This is a genomic window from Algoriphagus lutimaris, from assembly GCF_017051705.1.
GTDB lineage: Bacteria > Bacteroidota > Bacteroidia > Cytophagales > Cyclobacteriaceae > Algoriphagus > Algoriphagus lutimaris.
On record NZ_JAFIDJ010000044.1, the window covers coordinates 1 to 282 of the forward strand.

Genomic DNA, 282 nt, shown 5'->3' on the forward strand with positions numbered 1-282 from the left:
AGACACGGAAGTGGCCGTAAACTCCACCCTTCGTCCGTCTTTCTGTACTGTTGCCACCCGTTTACCTGTCATCAGGTCATGCAGTGCCGCACGGGCAGCGGCAAGTTCTTCCTGTCGCGTCATTCATCCTCTCCGGATAAGGCACGGGCGTAATCTGCCAGTGTTTTCTTGTTGGTTGCTGCACCATCCTCTTCCTGCAGGCTCGCCAGCAGCGCACTGAGATCCAGCTGCCAGCGGGAAATACTGATGCGCAGCGCCGCCAGCGCATAAACGAAGCAGTCG

1 protein-coding gene is annotated in these 282 nt (G+C 57.8%); it reads right to left on the bottom strand.

Annotated elements, in window-relative coordinates; all coding sequences use genetic code 11:
* A partial coding sequence (gpW, locus tag JYB62_RS19720; protein WP_137536897.1) for a gpW family head-tail joining protein occupies positions 1-123 on the bottom strand: 123 nt, incomplete at its 3' end.
* Positions 124-282 lie beyond the last annotated feature (159 nt).